The sequence below is a fragment of the Streptomyces sp. NPDC096079 genome (assembly GCF_040303145.1).
In the GTDB taxonomy this organism is placed as follows: domain Bacteria; phylum Actinomycetota; class Actinomycetes; order Streptomycetales; family Streptomycetaceae; genus Streptomyces.
Map to the genome: position 1 here is coordinate 216,036 of NZ_JBEOST010000002.1, position 16,254 is coordinate 232,289.

The window sequence follows — 16,254 nt, forward strand, 5'->3', positions numbered from 1 at the left end:
TCGTCATGACGAAGAGCGTCCACCACTGGATCGGTGGCAAGACCGTCGAGGGCACGTCGGGCAACTGGGGCCCGGTCACCGACCCGGCCACCGGCGCCGTGACCACCCAGGTCGCCCTCGCCTCGGTGGAGGAGGTCGACGCGGCCGTCGCCGCCGCGAAGGACGCCTTCGCCACCTGGGGCACCTCCTCGCTGGCCCAGCGCACCACCATCCTCTTCAAGTTCCGCGCCCTGCTCGACGCCAACCGCGACGCGATCGCCGAGCTGATCGTCGCCGAGCACGGCAAGGTCCACTCCGACGCGCTCGGCGAGGTCGCCCGCGGCCTGGAGATCGTCGACCTGGCCTGCGGCATCACCACCCAGCTCAAGGGCGAGCTGTCCACCCAGGTGTCCAACCGCGTGGACGTGGCGTCGATCCGCCAGCCCGTCGGCGTCGTCGCCGGCATCACGCCCTTCAACTTCCCGGCCATGGTGCCGATGTGGATGTTCCCGATCGCCATCGCGACGGGCAACACCTTCATCCTCAAGCCGAGCGAGAAGGACCCCTCGCCGTCCCTGAAGATCGCCGAGCTGCTCGCCGAGGCCGGCCTGCCCGACGGCGTCTTCAACGTCCTGCACGGCGACAAGGTGGCCGTCGACCGCCTCCTGGAGCACCCGGACGTCTCCGCGATCTCCTTCGTCGGCTCGACCCCGATCGCCCGCTACATCCACACCACCGCCTCCGCCAACGGCAAGCGCGTCCAGGCGCTCGGCGGCGCGAAGAACCACATGCTGGTCCTGCCGGACGCCGACCTCGACGCGGCGGCCGACGCGGCCGTCTCGGCGGCGTACGGCTCCGCCGGCGAGCGCTGCATGGCCATCTCCGCCGTCGTGGCCGTCGGCGCCATCGGCGACGAGCTCGTCCAGAAGATCCGCGAGCGCGCCGAGAAGATCAAGATCGGCCCCGGCAACGACCCCACCTCCGAGATGGGCCCGCTCATCACGGCCGTCCACCGCGACAAGGTCGCCTCGTACGTGACGGGCGCGGCGGCCGAGGGCTGCGAGGTCGTCCTCGACGGCACCGGCTTGCGCGTCGACGGCCACGAGAACGGCCACTGGATCGGCCTGTCCCTCCTGGACCACGTGCCGACCTCCGCCAAGGCCTACCAGGACGAGATCTTCGGCCCGGTCCTGTGCGTGCTGCGCGCCGAGACGTACGAGGAGGGCCTCGCCCTCATCAACGCCTCCCCGTTCGGCAACGGCACCGCGATCTTCACCCGCGACGGCGGCGCCGCCCGCCGCTTCCAGCTGGAGGTCCAGGCCGGCATGGTCGGCGTGAACGTGCCGATCCCGGTGCCCGTGGGCTACCACTCCTTCGGCGGCTGGAAGGACTCGCTCTTCGGCGACCACCACATCTACGGCAACGACGGCGTGCACTTCTACACCCGCGGCAAGGTCGTCACGACCCGCTGGCCGGACCCGTCCGAGGCCCCCGCGGGCGTCGACCTGGGCTTCCCGCGCAACCACTGATCCGGCCGGTCCGCGTCCGGACCGCCTCGATCCACGTCCGACGTCCCCGGGGCGCGCTCCCCGGGGACGTCGGACGTTCAGCCGCCCGGCTCCTCGTCCAGCGGCCAGCCGCGCATCGCGAAGACGCCCTCGTCGACCGCCCCCGCCGCACGGTAGGTGGCCAGAGCGGGGGCGTTGTCCGTGTCCACACCGACCCAGGCGCCGTGACAGCCGCGCTCCCGCGCCCGCGCGACCAGGGCCTCCGTCAGGGCACAACCGATCCCGCGCCGCCGGTGGGACTCGTCCACCGACAGCTCGTACAGACACATCTCGGCACCCTTGTCGGGGTGCAGCATCTCGATCCCGGAGACGAATCCGGCCGGGAAACCGTCCTCCGCGTACGCGATCAGCATGAGATGACCGGGCGCCGCCAGGAACCGCGCCGCCCAGTCCGCCCGGGGCGGCCCGTCGTACAGGTGCTCCGCCGCCAGCAGTTCCGCCACCGTCGTCGCCCGCCGGATCTCCACGCCGTCTCCCCGTCTCCGCGTACCGCGTCCGCTGTACGCGGACCGTACTGCGTACGACCTGAGGAGGCCGCCGATTTCCCTCCGTGGTCCGCCGTGCCCCGCAGCCCGGCCGCTTAGGCTCGACGCCATGCGACTCCGACTTCCCCGGTGGGCCGCGGTCACCGCCGTCCTCGCCGTCCTCGCCGGCGCCGGCACCTGGACCGCCGTCGCCACGGACGATCCACCGCCCGTGCGCCGCGCGGACCGGATGCTCGACGTCGACGGCGTACGGCTCGACACCTCGTACTTCACCGGCCCGGGCGACGGCCGGCGCCCCGCCGTCCTCCTCGGCCACGGCTTCGGCGGCTCCAAGGACGACGTCCGCGCCCAGGCCGAAGGCCTCGCCCGCGAGGGCTACGCCGTCCTCACCTGGTCCGCCCGCGGCTTCGGCGCCTCCACCGGCGAGATCGGCCTCAACGACCCCGACCACGAGGTCAAGGACGTCTCGAAGCTGATCGACTGGCTCGCCGCCCGCCCCGAGGTCCTCCTCGACCGGTCCGGCGACCCGCGCGTCGGCGTCACCGGCGCCTCCTACGGCGGCGCGATCTCCCTCCTCGCCGCGGGGCACGACCCGCGCGTCGACGCGATCGCGCCGCAGATCACCTACTGGAACCTCGCCGACGCGCTCTTCCCGGACGGCGTCTTCAAGAAGCTCTGGGCCGGGATCTTCTTCTCCACCGGGGACCCGTCCTCCCCGGGCGGCCGCCCCGCCGGCGCCGCCGGGAACGGCTGCGGCCGGTTCACCGCCGAGCTCTGCTCGCTCTACCAGCGCGTCGCCGTCGCGGGGAAGCCCGACGCCGCCGCCCGCGCCCTCCTCGAGGCCCGCAGTCCCTCCGCCGTCGGCGCGCGCGTCAAGGTGCCCGCGCTCCTCGTCCAGGGCCAGTCCGACTCCCTCTTCACCCTCGCCCAGTCCGACGCCATGGCCCGCGCCCTCACCGCCAACGGCGCACCCGTCGCCGTCGACTGGATCGCCGGCGGCCACGACGGCGGCGACCGCGAGACCGACCGCGTCGAACGCCGCGTCACCACCTGGTTCGACCGCTGGCTGAAGCGCGACACCACCGTCGACACCGGCCCCGCCTTCCGCGTCAGCCGCACCGGCGGCGTCGACTCCACCGACGGGCAGGCCACCCTGCGCGCCGCGACCGCCGACCGCTACCCCGGCCTCGCGGCCGGCACCACGGACCTCGCCCTCGGCGGGGCGCCGCAGACCTTCACCAACCCGCCGGGCGGCGCACCGCCCGCCGTCTCGGCCGTCCCCGGCCTCGGCGGCGGCCTCTCCGGCCTCTCCTCCCTCGGCTTCGGCCTCTCCCTCGACTTCCCCGGCCAGCACGCCCGGTTCGACGCGAAGCCGCAGGCCGAGGCCCTGCGCGTCACCGGCACACCGACCGTCCGCGTCAAGGTCGCCTCCACCGCCGCCGACGGCTCCGCCGTCCTCTTCGCCAAGGTGTACGACGTCGGGCCGGACGGACGGCAGCAGGTGCTGCCCGCCCAGCTCGTCGCCCCCGTCCGCGTCGAGGGCGCCAAGGCCGGGAAGAGCGTCACGCTGACCCTGCCCGCGATCGACCACGAGGTGGAGGCCGGGCACCGGCTGCGGCTCGTCGTCGCCGCCACCGACCTCGGCTACGCCTCCCCGACGGTCCCCGCCCGCTACACCGTCGCCGTCGAGAGCCCGCTCACCGTCCCCACCGCGCCCGGCCTCTCCACCCAGGCCGCCGCCCTGCCCTGGTGGGTGTGGGGCCTGCCGCTCCTCGGCCTCGCCGGCGCCGCCGCGCTGCTGCTCACCGCCCGCCGCCGCACGGCCGCGGCCGCGCCCGACCCCGAACTCACCGCCGTACCCCTCCAGATCACCGGTCTGTCGAAGAAGTACAAGGGCGGCGACCGGTACAGCGTCCGGGACCTCACCTTCCGCGTCGAGCAGGGCCAGGTCCTCGGTCTCCTCGGGCCCAACGGCGCGGGCAAGACCACCACCCTGCGCATGCTGATGGGCCTCATCGCCCCCGACGAGGGCGAGATCCGGGTCTTCGGCCAGGCCATCACCCCGGGCGCCCCGGTCCTCTCCCGCGTCGGCGCCTTCGTCGAGGGAGCCGGATTCCTGCCGCACCTGTCGGGCCGGGAGAACCTGGACCTGTACTGGAAGGCCACCGGCCGTCCCGCCGAGGACGCCCACGTCGACGAGGCCCTGCGGATCGCGAACCTGGGCGGTGCCCTCGAACGCGCCGTCCGCACCTACTCGCAGGGCATGCGGCAGCGCCTCGCCCTCGCCCAGGCGATGCTGGGCCTGCCCGACCTGCTGATCCTCGACGAGCCGACCAACGGGCTCGACCCGCCGCAGATCCGTGAGATGCGCGAGGTGATGATCCGGTACGCGGCCGGAGGCCGGACCGTCATCGTCTCCAGCCATCTCCTCGCGGAGGTCGAGCAGTCCTGCACCCATCTCGTCGTCATGGACCGGGGGCAGCTCGTGCAGGCCGGACCGGTCGCCGAGATCACCGGCTCCGGCTCCACCCTCCTGGTGAGCCTGGGCGAGGACATCGACGACGCCCTCGTCGCCAAGATCGACGCCCTGGCGGGCATCGGCGCGGCCACCCGCACCGAGGGAGGCCTCCTGGTCCGCCTCGACGGCATCGACCCGACCGCCCTCATCGGCGAACTCGTCCGCCTGGACGTGCCCCTGACCGGCGTCGGCCCCCACCGGCGTCTGGAGGACGCGTTCCTGACCCTGATCGGAGGAGCCGCGTGACCACCACGACCACCCCGGCCACCCCCTCGACGAGTGCCCCGGGCTACCGGCCCGGACGCACCCTGCCCCTGCGCGTCGAGGCCCTCCGCCAGTGGAAGCGCCGACGCACCCTGATCATGGGCGGCATCCTCGTCGCCCTGCCGTTCGTCCTGATCGCGGCCTTCGCGATCGGCGGCTCCGGGGACGGCGACCGCAACGGCCGCATCACCCTGATGGACACGGCGACGGCCTCCGGCGCCAACTTCGCCGCGACCTGCCTCTTCGTCTCGGCCGGCTTCCTCCTCGTCATCCCGGTGGCACTGTTCTGCGGGGACACGGTCGCCTCCGAGGCGAGCTGGTCCTCCCTGCGGTATCTGCTCGCCGCGCCCGTCCCGCGCTCCCGGCTCCTCGCCTCGAAGCTGACGGTCGCCCTCGGCTACAGCGCGGCCGCGATGGTCCTCCTTCCGCTCGTGGCCCTGATGGCGGGCACGGTCGCCTACGGCTGGGGTCCGCTGCGGCTGCCGACGGGCGGCTCGGTGCCCGCCGGGGACGCCCTGCTGCGGATCGGGATCGCCGTCGCCTTCGTCTTCGCCTCCCAACTCGTCACCGCCGGCCTCGCCTTCTGGCTGTCCACGCGCACCGACGCCCCGCTCGGCGCGGTCGGCGGCGCCGTCGGCCTGACGATCGTCGGCAACGTCCTGGACGCCGTCACGGCGCTCGGCGACTGGCGCGACTTCCTGCCCGCGCACTGGCAGTTCGCCTGGATCGACGCGCTCCAGCCCCAGCTGGAGTGGGGAGGCATGGTGAAGGGCACGGCGATCTCGCTGACGTACGCCCTGGTCCTCTTCGCACTGGCCTTCCGCGGCTTCGCCCGCAAGGACATCGTCTCGTAGCAGCTCCTCCCGCCACTAGCAGGTCCTCCCACCAGGAGCAGGTCCTCCAACGAGGAGCAGGTCCTCCCACCACTACCAGGTCCTACAACCACCCCCTCCGAGCCGCTTCCGCGCCCGCGCGGAAGCGGCTCGTCGTGCCGAGGGCCGCCATCAGCTCGCCGACCCTGCGGCTGTACGTCCGGGCGGACATGCCGAGCCGGGCGGCCGCCGTCTCGTCCGTGACCCCCGAGAGCAGGGCGTCGAGCACCGGGCGCAGCTGCGCCGGCAGATCGCCGGGCGGCGGCGGTGGCGGCGCCGCGTACGCCACGTCCTCGGCCGCGGCCCAGCAGGCGTGATGGGCACGGACCAGGGCCTGCACGACGACCGGGTCCCGGATCAGCAGCAGACCGTTGTACAGCAGCTCCAGATCGAGCGGGACCGCGGCGACCGTCCGGTCGACGAGGATCATCTTGAACGGGATGGCCTCCGCGAGGCGGGCCCGGCCGGGGATCCGGAGCGCGCCTTCGAGGCGGGGCAGGGCGTGCCTCGGCACGATCCGTCTGACCTCCTCGGCCCGCTCCGCCGCGGCCCGCATGCACGCTCCCGCCAGCTGCAGGAACGGCTCGGGGATCGCGAAGCCCGCGGACGCGACCGGGTCGTCGAAGGTCAGCAACTCGTGCCGGGTGGAGGCGGCCAGCCCGGCGAGAGCGGCACTGATGCGCCGCGCACCCCGGACCGGCCGCCCGGCGGGCCGCTGCCCCTCGGTCGCGGCCCGGTTCATCGCCGAACGGGCGAGCATCACGGAGCCCGCGCTCTCTGCCACCGCTGACCACCCCCGCCCGATCGATGTCCACTCCATGTACGCATGTGACTGCACACGGTGACAACCCCTGTTGAGAAGGATGGCGAATCCATGCCACCCCGCTTCACCCGTGTCGCCGTTGCCGCATCGAGATCCATCCGCAACTCCTTCGACTGCTCCGCGCGGGCCTCCCGTTCGTCACATTCACAAGTGCCGTACGAAGAGCGGGAGATGAGATGGAACGACACGACAGTCCGTCGGCTCGGCGCCGCGGGGCCCGGTTCCCGGCCGTGGTCGCGGCCCTGCTCGCGGCCGGACTCGCCGTCGGCGGCTGCGGTGCGGGCGGCCAGCGGAGCAGCGACGAGACGACCGGCGTCCGGGCGCCCGAGGGCGGCAGCGCGGCCCCCGACGGCGGGCGCGGCGGGACCGCCGCACCCCGGGAGGGCGAGCGGCGCTCCCCGTCACCCGCCCCCGACTACCTGTCCACCTTCGCCCTGGACGTGGACACCGCCTCGTACGGCTATGCCCGCCGTGCGCTCGCCGAGGGGCGGCTGCCCGACCCCGCGACCGTGCGCCCCGAGGAGTTCGTCAACAGCTTCCGCCCCGACTACCCGCGCCCGTCGGACAACGGCTTCAGCGTCACCGTCGACGGCGCCCGCACCGGCCGGGACGGCTGGTCCCTGGTCCGGGTCGGGCTCGCCACCCGGGGTGCGGACCGGAACGCCGAGCGCCCGCCCGCCGCCCTCACCTTCGTCGTCGACGTCTCGGGCTCGATGGACGAGCCGGGCCGGCTCGACCTGGTCAAGGAGTCCCTGGGGCTGCTCGCCGACCAGCTCCGCGACGACGACTCGATCGCGCTCGTCACCTTCAGCGACGAGGCCGAGACCCGGCTGCCGATGACCCGCGTCGGTGACGCCCGGGGACGGATCCGGGAGGTCGTCGACGCGCTGGCGACGCGCGCGTCCACCAACGTGGAGGCGGGCGTCCGCACCGGCTACGACGTCGCCGTCGCGGGCCACCGGAAGGGCGCCACCAACCGGGTGGTGCTCCTCTCCGACGCCCTCGCCAACACCGGTGACACCGAGGCCGAGTCGATCCTCGCCCGCATCGACGAGGAGCGCAGGGCGTACGGGATCACGCTCTTCGGCGTCGGCGTCGGCAGCGAGTACGGCGACGACTTCATGGAGAGGCTCGCCGACAAGGGCGACGGGCAGACGACGTACGTCTCCACCCCCGCGCAGGCCCGGAAGGTCTTCGTCGACCAGCTGCCCGCCCACGTGGAGCTGCGCGCCCGCGACGCCAAGGCCCAGGTGGCGTTCGACCGGGGGACCGTAGAGAGGTTCCGGCTCATCGGGTACGAGAACCGGGCGGTCGCCGACGAGGACTTCCGGGACGACCGGGTGGACGGCGGGGAGGTCGGCGCCGGCCACACCGTCACCGCGCTCTACGCCGTCAAGACCCGTCCCGGGGCGGCCGGTCCGCTCGCGACGGCGACGGTCCGCTGGCTCGACCCGGCCACCCGGGCTCCGCACGAGCGGTCCGGCACGGTCGAGTCGGGCTCCCCGGCGCTCGCCGGGGACATCTGGGGCGAGGGGCACGACAGCCTGCAGCTGACCGCGATCGCCGCCTACTTCGCGGACGCGCTGCGCGGCGGCGGTCTGCCGGGCGCCCCGGGCCTCGGGGAACTCGCGGACCGGGCCGGGGCGATCGCCGACCGGTCGGGTTCCGCGGTGGTCCGCGAGCTGTCCGACGCCATCCGCAGGGCCTCCGGTCTGCTCGGTCCCCAGGAGGGCGGGAACCCTTTCCGGGAGGGCGAGTTGGGGTCGGGTGACCCGTACAGCTGACGTGCGCGGCGGGCCGCGGGTCACAATGGCCGCATGGCCACCCTGCTGCTCGCCCTCGCCGTCGGATGCACCGGGCTCTACGCCGGTTTCATGCTGATCTTCCAGACCGGGATCATGCCCGCGCTGGCCCGTCTGACGGACCCCGAGTTCGTCACCGTGATGCGCCGTGTCAACGAGACCGTCCCGAGGCCCGTGTTCCTCGTGGTCTTCCTCGGTGTGATCGCCTTCCCCGCCGCCGCCTTCTTCGTCCCGCAGGACGGGCGCACGGACACCCAGAAGTGGCTGGTCCTCGCGGGGCTCGTGTGCGCGGTCCTCAACCACCTGGTGACCATCGGCGGGAACATCCCGCTCAACACGGCGCTCGCGGACTCGGAGCGGGCGCCCGCGGGCGACCCGGCGGGCGCCCCCGCGGCGGTCCGCGCCGCCTTCGAGAAGCGCTGGAACGCCTTCCACGGGGTGCGGACGGCCCTGATCACCCTCGCGTTCGGGCTGCTCACCGCCGCCGCCGTGCTCTGACACCGCCGCCGGGCCCCCGTCGGGGGCCCGCGAACCATACCCGCGTGCCGGTTTCTGGCGCGATCTCGTAGGTGTGAACGCGCTCCGCATCCGCAAGGACCCTGCGAAAGCGTACCCCCGAGTCCGGAAACAGTCTTTCGTCATGCGTGGCATCTGAGCCACTGACGAAAACGTGACGCCTAGAAATCCGGACGAACGGGGTGAATCACCTCGATATCCCAGACGTTCATTCCGTACCCTCCGGTTTCTTATTGACATGCCTACGGGGGTCTTTTCTAATCATCGAGAGTCATCCCGCGCGCAGACACCGCACAGGCATGAGGGGGCAAGGTGGACGTCCGGATTCTGGGGGGACTGTCGGTACGTGAGAACGGGGTGTCGATCACTCCGACGGCGGCCGCACCCCGGCAACTGCTCGCCCTGCTCACGGCCAGCGCCGACCAGGTCGTCCCCGTGACGGTCCTGACCGAGGAGCTGTGGCCCTCCGGCGCGCCCCGCGGCGCCCGCGCCGAACTGCAGGCCCACATAGCCGAGCTGCGGGCCCTGATCGCGGGCGCCCTGCGCGACACCGACCCGGCGGAACCGAGGAACGGCTGGTCGGACCGGCGCACCGCCGACGCGATACTCGTCTCGCAGCCCGGCGGCTACCGGCTCGACACCGGCGGCGGCGTCAACGACGTCCGGCAGTTCGAGCGCGCCGCCGGCGCCGGCTACCGGGCCATGGAGGCCGGCGACCTGTCCCGGGCCGCGCTCCGGCTCGGCGAGGCGCTCGCCCTGTGGCGCGGCGAACCCTACGCCGGCGTCGCCGCGGGCCCCCGGCTCCGCCGGGAGATCGAGCGCCTCGAAACCGCCCGGCTCAGCGTCCTCGACCAGTGGATGGAGGCCCAGCTGGGCCTCGGCCGGCACGCCGAACTCCTCTCCGAACTCACCGGACTCGTCGCCCGCTACCGCACCAACGAGCCCCTCCACGCCCACCTCATGGTCGCGCTGCTCCGCTGCGGACAGCACGACGAGGCCCTCGTCGTGTACGAGCGGCTGCGCGTGCACCTCAAGGGCGAGACCGGCATGGAACCCTCGGCGCGGCTCCGCCGCCTCCAGCGCTCGGTCCTGGCCGTGCGCGACACGGCCGGCCGGCCCGTGTACGCGCCGCGGATCCCCGCGCAGTACATGCCCGCCCAGCACGTCCCGGCCGCCCACGCCCCCGTCCAGTACGCCCCGGAGCGCTACGGCTCCGCGCGCGAACGGCTGGTCCCGGCGGGCTCCGTGGGCTGACGCCCGGGGCTCCGCCGGCCGCCGTCCGGCGGGTTCCGCCGACCGGTGTCCGGCGGGTGGGGACAGCCGGACGGGGGCACCGGGCGGCCGGACGGCGGGCGCCCGGCGGAGTGACCGACCGTCACGGGGAATGAAGTGTGGCAACTCACCGTTGACCGACTCCCGAAGCCGAATTATTTTCGGCGAGCAGTACGGGTTTCCTCCCAGGTGCCCGATTTATCGCTCAACTACGGGGGTGGGGCCATGACGGTGGACGGCGCTGACGGCACGGACGGGGCCGGTGGTGCCGACGCGGCGCTCTCGGTCCTCGAACTGCTCGCCCGGCAGGCCCCGCCCGCCCACTTCGACACCCTCCTCGACGAGGCCCGCGCCGACGGACTGACCGGCGGGGAACTCGACCGCCTGGAGCGGGCCGTGAAACTCGCCGGCGAGATCCACAGCGGACGCGCCCGCGACGCCCGCCGCGAGACCGCGCTCACCGCGCTCACCGACACCACCCGCGACCTCACCCTCTCCTACGACCTCGACAGCCTGCTGCGCGTCATCACCCGCCGCGCCCGCCGGCTCCTCGGCCTCGACCTCGCGTACGTGACCCTGCGCGGCCCGCACGGCGCCTGCTACGTCCACACCACCGAGGGCTCCCGCGCCGCGACCGGACCCGGCCCGCGCCTCACCCCCGGACTGCGGATCGCCGAGGGGTACGGACTCGGCGGCGCCGTCCAGCTCCACGGCGAACCCGTCTGGACCGCCGACTACCTCGCCGACGAACGCTTCGCCCCCTCCGGCTCCCTCGACGCCGGCGTCCACGCCCCCGCCTTCGACGAGAACGCCGAGTCCGCCCTGCGCGCCGAAGGGCTCCACGCCATCGTGGCCGCGCCCCTGCGCAGCGGAGACACCGTCATCGGCGCGCTCTACGGGGCGGACCGGCGCGTGCGCCACCACACCTCCGAGGAGATCGCGCTCCTCGCCGGGCTCGCCGATCTCGCCGCCCTCGCCGTCGAGAAGGCCGGACTCCTGGACCGCACCCGGGCCGAGGTCTCCGAACTGGAACGGGACAGTTCCCGGGTGCGCACCAGCCTCACCCGGATGCGGCACGTCAGCGAGGCCCACGGCCGCATCATGAACCTCGTCCTCGCCGGCGGCGACCTGTGCCACGTCGCCACCGCCGTCGCCGACGCCCTCGACGCGACCGTGCTGGTCCGCGACCCCGGCGGCCGGCCGCTCGCCTCCGCCGGAGACATCCCCGGCCTCGACGAGGAGGCCGTCGCCACGGCCTCCCTCGACGCCCACGCCCGCCGCCGTCCCGTCCTCGCCGCCGACGACACCTGGGTCGCACCGGTCATCGCGGGCTCCGAAGACCTCGGCGGCCTCGTCATCCGCGCCGCCGGAGGCCTCACCGGCGAGGACGAACGCCTCATCGAACTCGCCGCCCAGTCCGTCGCCTTCCTCCTCCTGATGCGCCGCTCCACCGCCGTCGCCGAAGGACCCGTCCGCGACGAACTCCTCGACGACCTCATCGCGGATCCGCCGCACGCCCCGCAGCAGATCGCCCAGCGCGCCCGCCGCCTCGGCGTCGACCTCCGCAAGCCCCACGTCCTCGTGCTCGCCCGGCCCGAGGGCGGCGAGCAGGGCCGGGCGGTCGTCTGGGCGTCCTCCTACGCGTACCGGCAGTCCGGCCTCAAGACCGTGCAGGGCGGCTGCATCGTGCTGCTGCTCCCCGGCATCGACGCCTCGGCCGCCGCGAAGGCCGTCGCCGCGGAGCTGTCGCCGCTGCTCGGCCACCCCGTCTCCGTCGCCGCCGCCGGACCCGCCCAGAGCCCGGACGGCATCGGACGGATGCACCAGGAGGCCGGCCGCTGCCTGGACGCGATGAGCGCGCTCGGCGGCACCGGCTCCGCGGCCTCCGTGCAGGACCTCGGCTTCCTGGGACTGCTGCTCTCCGACGACAACGACGTCGACGGCTTCGTCGAGGCGGCGATCGGACCCGTACTGGACTACGACGCCGAGCGGTTCACCGACCTCACCCACACCCTGGAGGCGTACTTCGCCTCCGGCGGCAGCCCCACGAACGCGGCCGAGGCGCTCCACGTCCACCCCAACACGGTCTCCCGCCGGCTGGAACGGATCGGCGAACTCCTCGGCCCCGAATGGCAGAAGCCCGGCCAGGTCCTGGAGGTCCAGCTGGCGCTGCGCCTCCAGCGCACCCGTGAGGTCCTGGCCCGCGGGCGCGGTCCCGCCGGACCGGCGGGACCCGCCGGAACCGGCTGACCCGCCCCGTCCTCAGCTCGCCGAGCGTCCCGAGGCGTAGCCCGTGTCGTACGCCGCGTCCCAGCCGCCGGCCATGACCGTCGCCGCGTGGGCCGCCGACGCCAGCGTGATGTGACGGTGCCAGCCGCGGAACGAACGGCCCACGAAGTCCCGCAGGCCCGCCCCCTCGCCGACCTCGACGAAGTCCCGCTCCACCCGCCGGCCGAGCTTCGTGATCCGCAGCAGCGAGCCGACCGGAGAGCCCGTCAGGTCGCTGATCCACACACGGGACGGCGCCCGGCGCGGGTCGTCCCACTCGCCGAGCAGCACGAGCGGACGCATCCGCTCACCGCCCGGCGCGGGCAGCGCGACCCGCACTGCCGTCGCGAGCGAGGTCCGCGAGGTCCGCGCCCCCGCCACCGTGTCCACCCAGCTCACCGGCCTGCGCAGGCCCTTGAGCGACTCCAGGATCTGCACCGCGGACAGCGGACCCGCGCCGAAGCCCGGCAGCGAACGGTCGGCGATCGCGAGCCGCGAGCCCGGGTTGATCCGGGCCACCACGGGCACGCCCGCCCCGGCGAGCCGCGTCAGCGCCGCCCGTCCCGCGCCGCCCCGGATGTCGAGGAGCACCGGCTTGCGGGTCACGTCGGACCAGCGGGCGGTGTCGAGCGCCGCCGCGACCGCGCACTCCTCCAGCGTCTCCTCGCCGGCCTCCTGGGGGACCTCCGCGCGGTCGCGCCGCGTGCGGTCGTTCACCCAGGGATCCGGCAGGAACAGCCGCCAGTTGACCGGCACGCTCAGCTCGTCGCTCGCGAACCACACGCCGAAGGCCTGCTGCCCGTGGAAGACCTGACCGCGCTCCGGGTCGAAGCGCCGGTCCACGCCCACCGAGTGCTCCCCGGCCTTCGGGATCGGCATCGGCCGCACCACCCAGGCCTGCGGGCAGCTGTTGCGCTCCAGGTACCGGGCGAGCGCGGCCCGCATGGGCTGCCAGTCCCAGGTGGAGCTGGAGACGAAGTGGTGCAGGCTCTGCTCGGCCGCGGGACCGCCGATCTGCGCGGCGATGTTCCGTATCGACTTGCGGCCCTGCGCCGTGAGCAGACCGTGCAGGTACTGCTCGGCCTTCAGACGCTGGTCGCGCCGCGGGAAGCCGGAGAACAGCGCGGCACACAGCTCGGCGTAGACGTCCTCGCGCGAATCGGCCGCGCCGCCGGAGGACCTGACGACGCCCAGGGGCACGGCCGGGGCGACGGCCCCGGTGGTGGCCCTGCGCTTGGTTGCGACGGATGTACTCACGACACTCCTGCCCGAAGGTTGAGCAGCTCCCTCCCGCTGCTCCGCAAGCCTCGCCCGGCCCCGCCCACGGGGGCGAGGTGTACCCGGCACCCGAAATGGATTCCTGATGGTGGCCGGACCACCTCCCCCCGCGTCCGCGCAGGTCACAGCCCCGGCGGCAGCCGCGTCACGGGCTCGGGTCACGGCCCGTCGGAGCACCCGGACGGCACCTCCGCCCCACCCCCGGGGCCGGCCCCGAATACCCCGAGGGGGGATCTGACAGACTCACGGGCCGGGCTTTGACCCGTCGCAGGGAGTGGCCGGACCATCGCAGAGCGAGGCTGCACGGGCCGGACGCCGGTTAATGCCCCAGGCCGGGGTCCGTGCCTGTGCGCCTCGCCTCGCGCGTCCACCGCCCGGGGAGACCCTTAACCTTGGGCACATGGCGCTGCGGAAGGAACTGCCGGTCGTCGCGGTGGTCGCCGCCGGCGGCGCCCTCGGCGCGCTCGCCCGCTATGGCGCCTCGCTCGCCTGGCCCACTCCCGACGGCGCCTTCCCCTGGACGGTCCTCACGGTCAACGCGAGCGGCTGCGCGGTGCTCGGCGTCGTCATGGTCCTCCTCACCGAGACCACGACCGCCCCGCACCCGCTGCTGCGGCCCTTCCTCGGCACCGGCGTCTGCGGCGGGTACACCACCTTCTCCACGTACAGCCTCGACACCCAGCGCCTGCTGAGCGCGGGCGAGGCGACACGGGGTCTGCTCTATCTGGGCGGGACGCTGCTCACCGCCCTCGCCGCCGTCGCGGCGGGCGTCGCCGCCGCCCGGCTGCTCGTACGGAGCCGGCGGAGGCACGCGTGAACTGGCTGCTCGTCGTGGTGGGGGCCGTCGTCGGCGCACCCCTGCGCTATCTCACCGACCGCGCGGTGCAGGCGCGGCACGGATCGGTCTTCCCCTGGGGCACGTTCACCGTGAACGTCGCCGGTTCGTTCGTCCTCGGTCTCCTGACCGGCGTCTCCTCGGCCCAGGTCCACCTGCTGCTCGGCACGGGCCTGTGCGGGGCGCTGACGACGTACTCCACCTTCTCGTACGAGACCTTCCGGCTGTACGAGAACGGGGCGAAGGGCTACGCGGCGCTGAACGTGGCGGGGAGCCTGGCCGCCGGACTCGGAGCCGTGTGGCTGGGAGTGGAGACGGCGGCCGGGCTCGGCTGACCCACCGGGTCAGGCGGTGATCCAGTCGCTGGTCGCGATCACCGGCCGGACGCCGTCACGGTGGATGGTGCCCTCGATCAGGCCGTACATCCGGTCGGCGGCGAAGAACACCTCGTTGTCGTTCTTCAGCCCGAACGGCTCCAGGTCCACCAGGAAGTGGTGCTTGTTCGGCAGGTTGAGCCGGACCTCGTTGACCGTGGAGACGTGGTCCAGGACCCGGTCCGCCATCGCGTGCAGGGTCTGCTGGAGCGAGTAGCTGTACGTCTCCGCGAACGCCTCCAGCATGTGGCGCCGCACCTTGGCGTACGAGGCGTCCCAGTCGTGCCCGGCGTCCGCCGCCGCCGAGGCCGCGTTCGCCCAGCGGGCGGTCACCTTCGTCGCCAGGATCCGGTCGTAGGCCTCCTGGAGCGTGGTGTACCTGTCCTTGATGAAGCCGTGGAACTCGGAGTTCGTCGAGTTCATGACGGTCAGCTCCTTCAGGCCCGACAGGACCTGGAGGCCGGTGGTCTCCGAGTACGTGATCTGCGCGGTGCGGACCTCCTGGCCCTTGCGCGCGAAGGAGTGCTGCTCCTTGCGGCTCGGCACCGAGATCCGCTCCCAGGCGTACTCCTCGATCCGGATCTGCGCCTCGTGGATCACGGCCTGGGAGGACACGAAGTGCCGGGCGAGGAGGATGCCGAAGGCCTCGGGGGAGGCGACGCCGTGCTCCTTGGCGAAGGCGTACACCGTGTTCTTGGTGGTGTCGGTCGGCAGGCAGTTGCCGTTGTCGCCGGTCAGATGGACGTCGCGGTACTCGCCGCGCAGCGCCACCGACACGTTCAGGTCGCGGATCTCGTGCCACGCGCCGTCGTTCCCCTTGCGGGTGACCGTGACGATGCGGTTCTCGGCCTTGCCGTACTGGTTCTGGGCGAGGACGTGCTTGCTCATGTGCTGCTCAGCTCCTGCGGGTACGTGGATACGGATATCCCGTACGCCCGGCGTCCAGCGCCCTCCGTCGTCCCTGGAGTCCGCTCCCCGCCGTCCGGTCCGTGAACGGCGGACCGCCCCGGGACTGACGAGCATCCCGGTCCGTAGGTGTCGGCTCGAAGATATGTCCGTCGCCGGTGGCTGGCAATGGGGAGGGCTTCGCGTAGGGGAAGCGTCAAGACGGGCATTCGCGGCGTTAGGGGCACGTCAACGGCGGCGGCGAGGTGGCCGGAACGCGTTTTGCTCATCCGGTCCGAGAATCCGTTCTTCCTTCTTCCTTCATCCGGGAGCTCACGATGGCCGACGTGGCCTTCGTCGTCACCACGATCGCGGTCTTCGCGCTGGTGGCCTTCATCGCCAAGGGGGTGGCCAAGCTGTGAGTGCCGAGAACATCGTCGGTCTGCTGGTCGCGGCCGCCCTCCTCGGGTACCTCGTCCTCGCCCTCGTCAAGCCGGAGAGGTTCTGAGGTCCCA

15 protein-coding genes are annotated in these 16,254 nt (G+C 73.4%); 11 read left to right on the plus strand and 4 right to left on the minus strand.

Going from position 1 to position 16,254, the window contains the following annotated elements; all coding sequences use genetic code 11:
• Positions 1-5: 5 nt before the first annotated feature.
• Positions 6-1,508: a CoA-acylating methylmalonate-semialdehyde dehydrogenase gene (mmsA, locus tag ABTY59_RS04965; RefSeq protein WP_352017495.1), complete on the plus strand. Its 1,503-nt coding sequence runs from the start codon at positions 6-8 to the stop codon at positions 1,506-1,508.
• A gap of 77 nt (positions 1,509-1,585) precedes the next feature.
• Here the strand turns inward: mmsA and ABTY59_RS04970 are convergent, their stop codons facing one another.
• Positions 1,586-2,014 carry a GNAT family N-acetyltransferase gene (locus tag ABTY59_RS04970; protein WP_352017496.1) on the minus strand — a complete coding sequence of 143 codons (429 nt, stop codon included), beginning with the start codon at positions 2,012-2,014 and terminating at the stop codon, positions 1,586-1,588.
• A gap of 127 nt (positions 2,015-2,141) precedes the next feature.
• Here ABTY59_RS04970 and ABTY59_RS04975 point away from each other — a divergent pair, with 127 nt between their 5' ends.
• Both ABTY59_RS04975 and ABTY59_RS04980 read left to right on the plus strand, forming a co-directional pair.
• Positions 2,142-4,796, plus strand: coding sequence for an alpha/beta fold hydrolase (locus ABTY59_RS04975; protein WP_352017497.1), 2,655 nt, complete (start codon positions 2,142-2,144; stop codon positions 4,794-4,796).
• The gene (locus ABTY59_RS04980) at positions 4,793-5,668 is read left to right on the plus strand and encodes an ABC transporter permease (protein ID WP_352017498.1); all 876 of its coding nucleotides are present in this window, start codon (positions 4,793-4,795) and stop codon (positions 5,666-5,668) included. Before ABTY59_RS04975 ends, ABTY59_RS04980 begins: the two co-directional genes overlap by 4 nt.
• Before the next feature lie 82 nt (positions 5,669-5,750).
• Here the strand turns inward: ABTY59_RS04980 and ABTY59_RS04985 are convergent, their stop codons facing one another.
• Positions 5,751-6,470 (minus strand): helix-turn-helix domain-containing protein, encoded by a 720-nt coding sequence (locus ABTY59_RS04985; protein WP_352017499.1) that lies wholly within the window; start codon positions 6,468-6,470, stop codon positions 5,751-5,753.
• A 215-nt stretch (positions 6,471-6,685) separates the two neighbouring features.
• On the opposite strand from ABTY59_RS04985, the gene ABTY59_RS04990 reads away from it, so the two are divergent.
• From ABTY59_RS04990 to ABTY59_RS05005, 4 genes are all read left to right on the plus strand, one after another.
• Positions 6,686-8,293, plus strand: a complete 1,608-nt coding sequence (locus ABTY59_RS04990) for a vWA domain-containing protein (protein WP_352017500.1) — start codon at positions 6,686-6,688, stop codon at positions 8,291-8,293.
• Positions 8,294-8,326: 33 nt separating this feature from the next.
• The gene (locus tag ABTY59_RS04995) at positions 8,327-8,809 is read left to right on the plus strand and encodes an anthrone oxygenase family protein (RefSeq protein WP_352017501.1); all 483 of its coding nucleotides are present in this window, start codon (positions 8,327-8,329) and stop codon (positions 8,807-8,809) included.
• Between the two features lie 330 nt (positions 8,810-9,139).
• Positions 9,140-10,081, plus strand: coding sequence for an AfsR/SARP family transcriptional regulator (locus ABTY59_RS05000; protein ID WP_403533744.1), 942 nt, complete (start codon positions 9,140-9,142; stop codon positions 10,079-10,081).
• A gap of 243 nt (positions 10,082-10,324) precedes the next feature.
• Positions 10,325-12,349, plus strand: coding sequence for a helix-turn-helix domain-containing protein (locus ABTY59_RS05005; RefSeq protein WP_352017503.1), 2,025 nt, complete (start codon positions 10,325-10,327; stop codon positions 12,347-12,349).
• Between the two features lie 12 nt (positions 12,350-12,361).
• On the opposite strand, the gene ABTY59_RS05010 is transcribed toward ABTY59_RS05005, so the two are convergent.
• Positions 12,362-13,624, minus strand: coding sequence for an IS701 family transposase (locus ABTY59_RS05010; protein ID WP_352017504.1), 1,263 nt, complete (start codon positions 13,622-13,624; stop codon positions 12,362-12,364).
• A 421-nt stretch (positions 13,625-14,045) separates the two neighbouring features.
• On the opposite strand from ABTY59_RS05010, the gene crcB (ABTY59_RS05015) reads away from it, so the two are divergent.
• Entirely contained in the window at positions 14,046-14,462 is a 417-nt protein-coding gene (gene crcB, locus ABTY59_RS05015) for a fluoride efflux transporter CrcB (RefSeq protein ID WP_352017505.1), read from the plus strand.
• Complete coding sequence (crcB, locus tag ABTY59_RS05020; RefSeq protein ID WP_352017506.1) at positions 14,459-14,815, plus strand: fluoride efflux transporter CrcB; 357 nt, start codon at positions 14,459-14,461, stop codon at positions 14,813-14,815. The genes crcB (ABTY59_RS05015) and crcB (ABTY59_RS05020) overlap by 4 nt, the downstream gene beginning before the upstream one ends.
• A 9-nt stretch (positions 14,816-14,824) precedes the next feature.
• On the opposite strand, the gene pucL is transcribed toward crcB (ABTY59_RS05020), so the two are convergent.
• Positions 14,825-15,742 carry a factor-independent urate hydroxylase gene (gene pucL, locus ABTY59_RS05025; protein WP_352017507.1) on the minus strand — a complete coding sequence of 306 codons (918 nt, stop codon included), beginning with the start codon at positions 15,740-15,742 and terminating at the stop codon, positions 14,825-14,827.
• A gap of 263 nt (positions 15,743-16,005) precedes the next feature.
• Between pucL and ABTY59_RS05030 the strand changes: the two genes are divergently transcribed.
• Together ABTY59_RS05030 and kdpF are read left to right on the plus strand one after the other, a co-directional pair.
• Positions 16,006-16,161 carry a hypothetical protein gene (locus ABTY59_RS05030; RefSeq protein ID WP_352017508.1) on the plus strand — a complete coding sequence of 52 codons (156 nt, stop codon included), beginning with the start codon at positions 16,006-16,008 and terminating at the stop codon, positions 16,159-16,161.
• Positions 16,158-16,247 carry a K(+)-transporting ATPase subunit F gene (gene kdpF / locus ABTY59_RS05035; protein WP_033204243.1) on the plus strand — a complete coding sequence of 30 codons (90 nt, stop codon included), beginning with the start codon at positions 16,158-16,160 and terminating at the stop codon, positions 16,245-16,247. The genes ABTY59_RS05030 and kdpF overlap by 4 nt, the downstream gene beginning before the upstream one ends.
• Positions 16,248-16,254: the final 7 nt, after the last annotated feature.